Consider the following 5,113-nt stretch of genomic DNA (forward strand, 5'->3'; position numbering starts at 1 on the left):
TCCCGCGTCGCTGCCGACCTCGGGTCCCGTTCCGCCGCCGGTGGCCGCGTGGGCCGGTGAGGCGACCGGCGCCGCACGTCCCGCCACCACGATCGCCGAGAGCAACGCCGGCGTGAGCACCGCGAGCACCAGGTACCCGGTCGCACCACCACCGACGGACTCCGCCACCACGACGCCGCTGATCACGCCGACGATCTGACCCACCCCGAACAGCGAGCCCACCACGCCCCGCTGCTGTTCGGGGACGCGATCGGCCATCAGGGCGGCCAGCACTGCGAACGGTCCGTTGAACCCCAGCTGCACGAGGACCCACCCCGCGACCGTGGCGGGGCCGGAGTCGGCGGTCAGGAGGGTCACCTGGCCCGCCACGCCGATCACCGTGCCGACGTACACCACCGGCATCCGGGTGCCGAGCCTGGCGCGGCACCGGTCGGAGATCAGCCCCCAGATCGGGTTGGCCACCAGGGCGACGGCGGCCCCGACCCCGACGACCAGTCCGAGGAGTGCCTCCCGGCCCCCCGGTCCAGCGATCCTGTCGGCCTGGACGGGCAGGAGTATCTGCAGCGGGCCGAACCAGGAGGCGAACACCGCCACGACGCCGAGCGTGAGCGCCAGGACCCACAGGGGGCCGACGCGGTCGGCGGATCGGGTCACCGCACGCGTTCCCAGTTGGCGGTCCACGCCTCCGCGCCGCCCATGAGTTGCCGCTCCAGTTCGGGGCGGTCAGGTCCGGCCCGGTGCAGGAGGTCGGCCGCCCAGTCCGCGTAGAGGCCGTACTGGGCCACCCCGTCGACGTTGAGGTCGTAGACCCGCTCGCCGAACTGCCACCGGTCCATCACCTCGCCGCTGAGTGCGGTGAACGGGTAGACCAGCGGGTCGGTGGCCGCGCTGGGACGCGGGTCGGCGAGCGGGGCCAGGCCGTTGACGTCCGAGCCGAAGCCGTACCCGGCCCACGGGCGGGTCGTACCTGCGGTGTTGGCCCGCCACGCTTCCAGGAAGCCGGTGTCGAAGTTCTCGGTGGCGTTGGCGGGCCAGGCGAACGCGGCGACGAACCCGCCCTGCTCGTGCATGCGGCGCGTGATGCCCTGGGTGGCCCAGGTGTGGTCGGAGATCAGTCCCGTGTAGCCCGTCTCCGTGGCGATGTCGAGCGTTCGGGTGGCCGTCTTGACACTCATGTGGTCGATGTTGATCACCATGCCTCGGGCCATCATCCCGCGGACGGCGTGCTCGCCGAGCGGGGTCAGTCCGCGGACATTGCATAGCGGCGCCTCGGGGTACACCGGCAGCGCCGCACCCGCGGGCGCGCCGGACGCCGCCGCGGCCAGTCCGTCAGCGACCGGGGTGCTGACGATCGGCTGCTCGTGGTCGGCGTCGGGGCCGGTGCACGGCTCGGTCTCCCAGAAGCGCTGGGTCCCGATCTTGTTGCCCACGTTCACGGCAAGTCCCGCCAGGTCCTCGTCCATGCGGGCGCCCCCGAGCGCGTTGTCGAACTTGTGGACCGGGAACACGGTGGACACGCCCCACGAGGCGAACTCGTCGAGCCCGCGATCGATGTCCTCGGCCGAACACAGCGGCACATCGTTGACCACTCGGCAGCCGAACGGTTCGGACGCCTCGACGCCCAGCGTTACCGCGAGCTTGCCCTCCGCCGCGATCGCACGGACCTCCCCGGGCGACCGGGCGATCCGGAACCATCCGCGACCCGGGCCGCCGTGCTCGGCGTCGATGTGGGCCTCCATGCGGTTCATGTAGTCCACCTGCCGGCGCAACTGCTCCATCTCGTCGCACGAGTACGGCGAGCCGATCAGCATCTCGCACAGCACGCGGTTGGCGACCAGGTAGTTGTTGAGCACCCGCAGACCGCCCCGCCACGCGCGCTCGATACCGGTGTAGTAGGCCTGCTCGTGGAGCTGGGAGTTATGGGCCGGCCACTGCGCGAAGGTGGGGTAACCCTGCGTGCCACCGGGGACCGCGGTACCGCCGAGGACTGACTCGAGCAGTGAGAAGTGGCCGAAGTCCGAGTGCGTGGGACAGTCGGCCAACGCCTGGGCCATTCCGCCGGGGGCGAACGGCTCACCGCACCGGAGCGCCCCGCCGAACGCCTGCGATGCGGCGATGTGGGCGTGGGCGTCCACCATGCCTCTGACCGGGGCGGCGGCGCGAGCCGGGGCGGCCGCCAGCGGAACAACCAGGATCGCCGCCATGAGCAGGGCCAACGCTGCGCGCGGCCACTCTCCGGTGATCGGTGTCCTCGTGGTCGAACTGCTGCGTCCCATGCCCGTGCCCCTCTCGGACGGCACCTGCCGTGGGTCGGCGGGCGCGTCGGCGTGAGAGGGAGCTTAACCAAGAATCGGCCGTCGCACGGCCTGTCCCGGCGATTTCTGGACAGTTGTTCAGAGTTTTTCGGGGCTGGTGGGACCAAGGTTACGGGAGGGTCAGTTGGTGTTGGCGACCAGCGGCTCGATGGCTCGATGGTCCGCAACTGGCGATCGCGCAGTTGGCTTCGCGGTCCTTGATATCGTTGCCTCGTTGTCGTTGCCCGACGCCGGGGAGCTCGAACTGGGGCGGGGTCGTCTGTGGAGGCCGTTCTGTCGGTGCAGCAGGCCTGATGCGGCCGAACCGTCGTCCTGGATGTGGTGCGGATGCCCCGCCCGGTGCGGGAAGGAGGATCGACGCGTGACCCCTGAGACACCGGCCATCGTCTGCCGACAATTGACCAAGCGGTACGGGTCCGTCCTCGCCGTGGATGCGCTGGACCTCGAGGTCCCCCAACGGTCTCTGTTCGGCTTCCTCGGCCCCAACGGAGCGGGCAAGACCACCGTGATGCGGGTGCTGCTAGGACTGGCGACACCCACCGGCGGCGACGCCGCGGTCTTCGGTCATGACATCGTGAGCGACAGCATGAATGTTCGCCGACGCGTCGGTTACCTCCCCCAGCAGCCACGCTTCCACCCCGAGCTGACTGCCCGCCAGGTACTGCGTTACGCGAGGGGCTTCTTTCCCCAGGACAAGAGCTCGACCGTGGAGGACGACATCACCGAGGTCCTCGACCTGGTCGGACTGAGCCGGAAGGCAGATGACCTCGCCGGTGACCTCTCGGGCGGACAGCGGCAGCGACTGGGTATCGCCCAGGCCCAGATCCACCGCCCCCCACTCCTGATCCTTGACGAGCCGGCATCCGCCCTGGACCCTCGCGGCCGCCGCGACGTCCTCGCCGTGATGCGCACGCTCAAGGAGTCCGCCACGGTGTTCTACTCCACCCACATCCTCGATGACGTTCAACAGGTCAGCGACGAGGTGGCCATCCTGAAGGACGGCCACCGTGTTCTACAGTCCCCGCTTCACGAACTGCTCTCCAGGGACAATGAGAACGCGTACGTTCTGACGCTCGCAGGGGACGTCGACGCGGCCGTGGCCGACCTGCGGCAGCAGCCCTGGGTCGGCGACGTCGTCTGTCCGGACGGCGACGGCGACACCGGCCGCCTCGTCGTCACCGTGACCGACGACCGGGCCGCCCGCCACCAGTTGCTGCGTCAGGTCCTGCGGCACGAGGGTGCCGAAGTGCTGTCTTTCGCCCGTCGCAGGTCCGAACTGGAAGACGTCTTCCTCTCGGCCGTGGAAGGGGATCGGCAGTGAACGTTCAGGTCCTTCAGGGCTTCGCGAATCAGGCCCGGAGGGAGGCCGGGGTCTGGTGGTCGACCCGACGGTGGTGGGTGCAGCTGGCGGTGTGGACGAGCATCATCAACGGCCTGCTGGCCGTCATGCTGTGGGTGTTGCCGAGGTTGGAGGAATTCATCGGCGGGGTCGAGGTCACCGTGGAGGGCAGTGCCGCGCAGTTCGCGGGCATGGCCGGCATGATCACCGCCATCGGTGTGGTGGTCACTGCCCAGGGTGTCCTGGTCGACGAGCAGCGGGCGGGTCTACTCGAATGGATGCTCTCGAAACCGTTGTCTCGCACGGCGCTGCTGGCGGCGAAGTTCGTCGCTCACGCCTTCGCGATCCTTGTGGTCCTCGTCTTTGTGCCCTGGTTGGGCGTGCTCGCGCAGTTGTCACTCGCCCACGGCGGTCTGTGGCCCCCCGGCCGCTGGCTCGGCGCGATGATGTCGGTGGCCCTGTTGGCGGTCTTCCACCTCGCCCTTGTTCTGGCTCTGAGCGCCGTGACCTGGTCCAGGGCCCTGATCGTGGCTCTTCCCCTGGTGGGGATCATCGGTACCGACGTCCTCGTCGCCTTCGCGCCCGCCGCCTTCGACGTGATGCCCTGGAGTCTCGGTCCACTGGCCGGGCCGGTCCTGGCCGGGGGCATTCTCATGAGCATCGGTCCGATCGTCTCGACCGCGATGCTGACAGTGCTCTGTCTGGGTGTCGCCGTGGTCGGACTGCGCCGGAAGGAACTCTGAGACCGGGCGCCGCGACCCGTGTCAGGACCCGGCTCCGGCAGAACTGCCGCCATCGGGACCGTCGAACTGGTCGTGCGGAGGAACGTACGGGCGTAGTCCGAACCCGGTGAGGAGAACAGCGCCGAGCGAGACCACTACGACGATCCCCGTGACGGCGGCCCCGGCGAACGGGACGAGTCCCACCAGTTGCACGGCCGCGATGAGCACCGCCGTGCCCAGCGCGGACGCGGCAGGGGTGGGCCAGGCCCGCCCGAGGCGTCGGATGATGCGGACTCCGAGTGCGCGCCCGACGGACAGCACCCCGTACGCCACGCTCAGCCCCAACCCGGCCAGCACGATCCCGGCGACCGGGATGAGGAACAGCGTGAAGATCATCGATGCCACCAGGGGAAGGGCCGTGATCAGCACCAGGGTGCCCAGCGCTCCGCTCACCACGGGAAAGGTCGTCGCCGCGTTAGCCGTGCGGTGCAGTGGGCGAGGTGCCACGCGGGCGACCAGCCAGGCGAGGCCGGCCATGACGGCCACCCCGAGCATCGACCACACGAGTCGATCCATCGACGCGCGGGGTCGTCCGCTCCGATCGAGCACCGCCACCGCTCCGGGCTCGTCCGTGACGGTGCCCCGGACGACCGCCCCGGGGTCGCGGGTGAGCGACCCGCCGGCGACCGCGAGGTCCCCGGTGAGTTCCGCGCTGTCCGTGAGGGTCACCGTCCCAA

Annotated in this window: 5 protein-coding genes; 2 read left to right on the forward strand and 3 right to left on the reverse strand. The window is 70.0% G+C overall.

The window, feature by feature from the left end; translation table 11 throughout:
• Together G6027_RS01405 and G6027_RS01410 are read right to left on the reverse strand one after the other, a co-directional pair.
• The coding region (locus tag G6027_RS01405) for an MFS transporter (RefSeq protein ID WP_346995594.1) at positions 1–654 on the reverse strand (654 nt) is incomplete at its 3' end.
• Positions 651–2,276, reverse strand: coding sequence for a hypothetical protein (locus G6027_RS01410; RefSeq protein ID WP_241726717.1), 1,626 nt, complete (start codon positions 2,274–2,276; stop codon positions 651–653). The genes G6027_RS01410 and G6027_RS01405, both read right to left, overlap by 4 nt.
• A 400-nt stretch (positions 2,277–2,676) precedes the next feature.
• Here G6027_RS01410 and G6027_RS01415 point away from each other — a divergent pair, with 400 nt between their 5' ends.
• Both G6027_RS01415 and G6027_RS01420 read left to right on the forward strand, forming a co-directional pair.
• Positions 2,677–3,636: an ABC transporter ATP-binding protein gene (locus G6027_RS01415; RefSeq protein WP_206682453.1), complete on the forward strand. Its 960-nt coding sequence runs from the start codon at positions 2,677–2,679 to the stop codon at positions 3,634–3,636.
• Positions 3,633–4,397 carry an ABC transporter permease subunit gene (locus G6027_RS01420; protein ID WP_182634736.1) on the forward strand — a complete coding sequence of 255 codons (765 nt, stop codon included), beginning with the start codon at positions 3,633–3,635 and terminating at the stop codon, positions 4,395–4,397. The genes G6027_RS01415 and G6027_RS01420 overlap by 4 nt, the downstream gene beginning before the upstream one ends.
• Positions 4,398–4,418: 21 nt before the next feature.
• Here G6027_RS01420 and G6027_RS01425 read toward each other — a convergent pair.
• The coding region (locus tag G6027_RS01425) for a hypothetical protein (protein WP_206682454.1) at positions 4,419–5,113 on the reverse strand (695 nt) is incomplete at its 5' end.

Origin of the sequence: Dietzia sp. SLG310A2-38A2, from assembly GCF_014145095.1 — a bacterium.
GTDB lineage: Bacteria > Actinomycetota > Actinomycetes > Mycobacteriales > Mycobacteriaceae > Dietzia.

Bases quoted from the DNA above. Each gene is read 5' to 3' on its own strand.
- G6027_RS01410 (WP_241726717.1), bottom strand. From the start codon at position 2,276: ATGGGACGCAGCAGTTCGACCACGAGGACACCGATCACCGGAGAGTGG.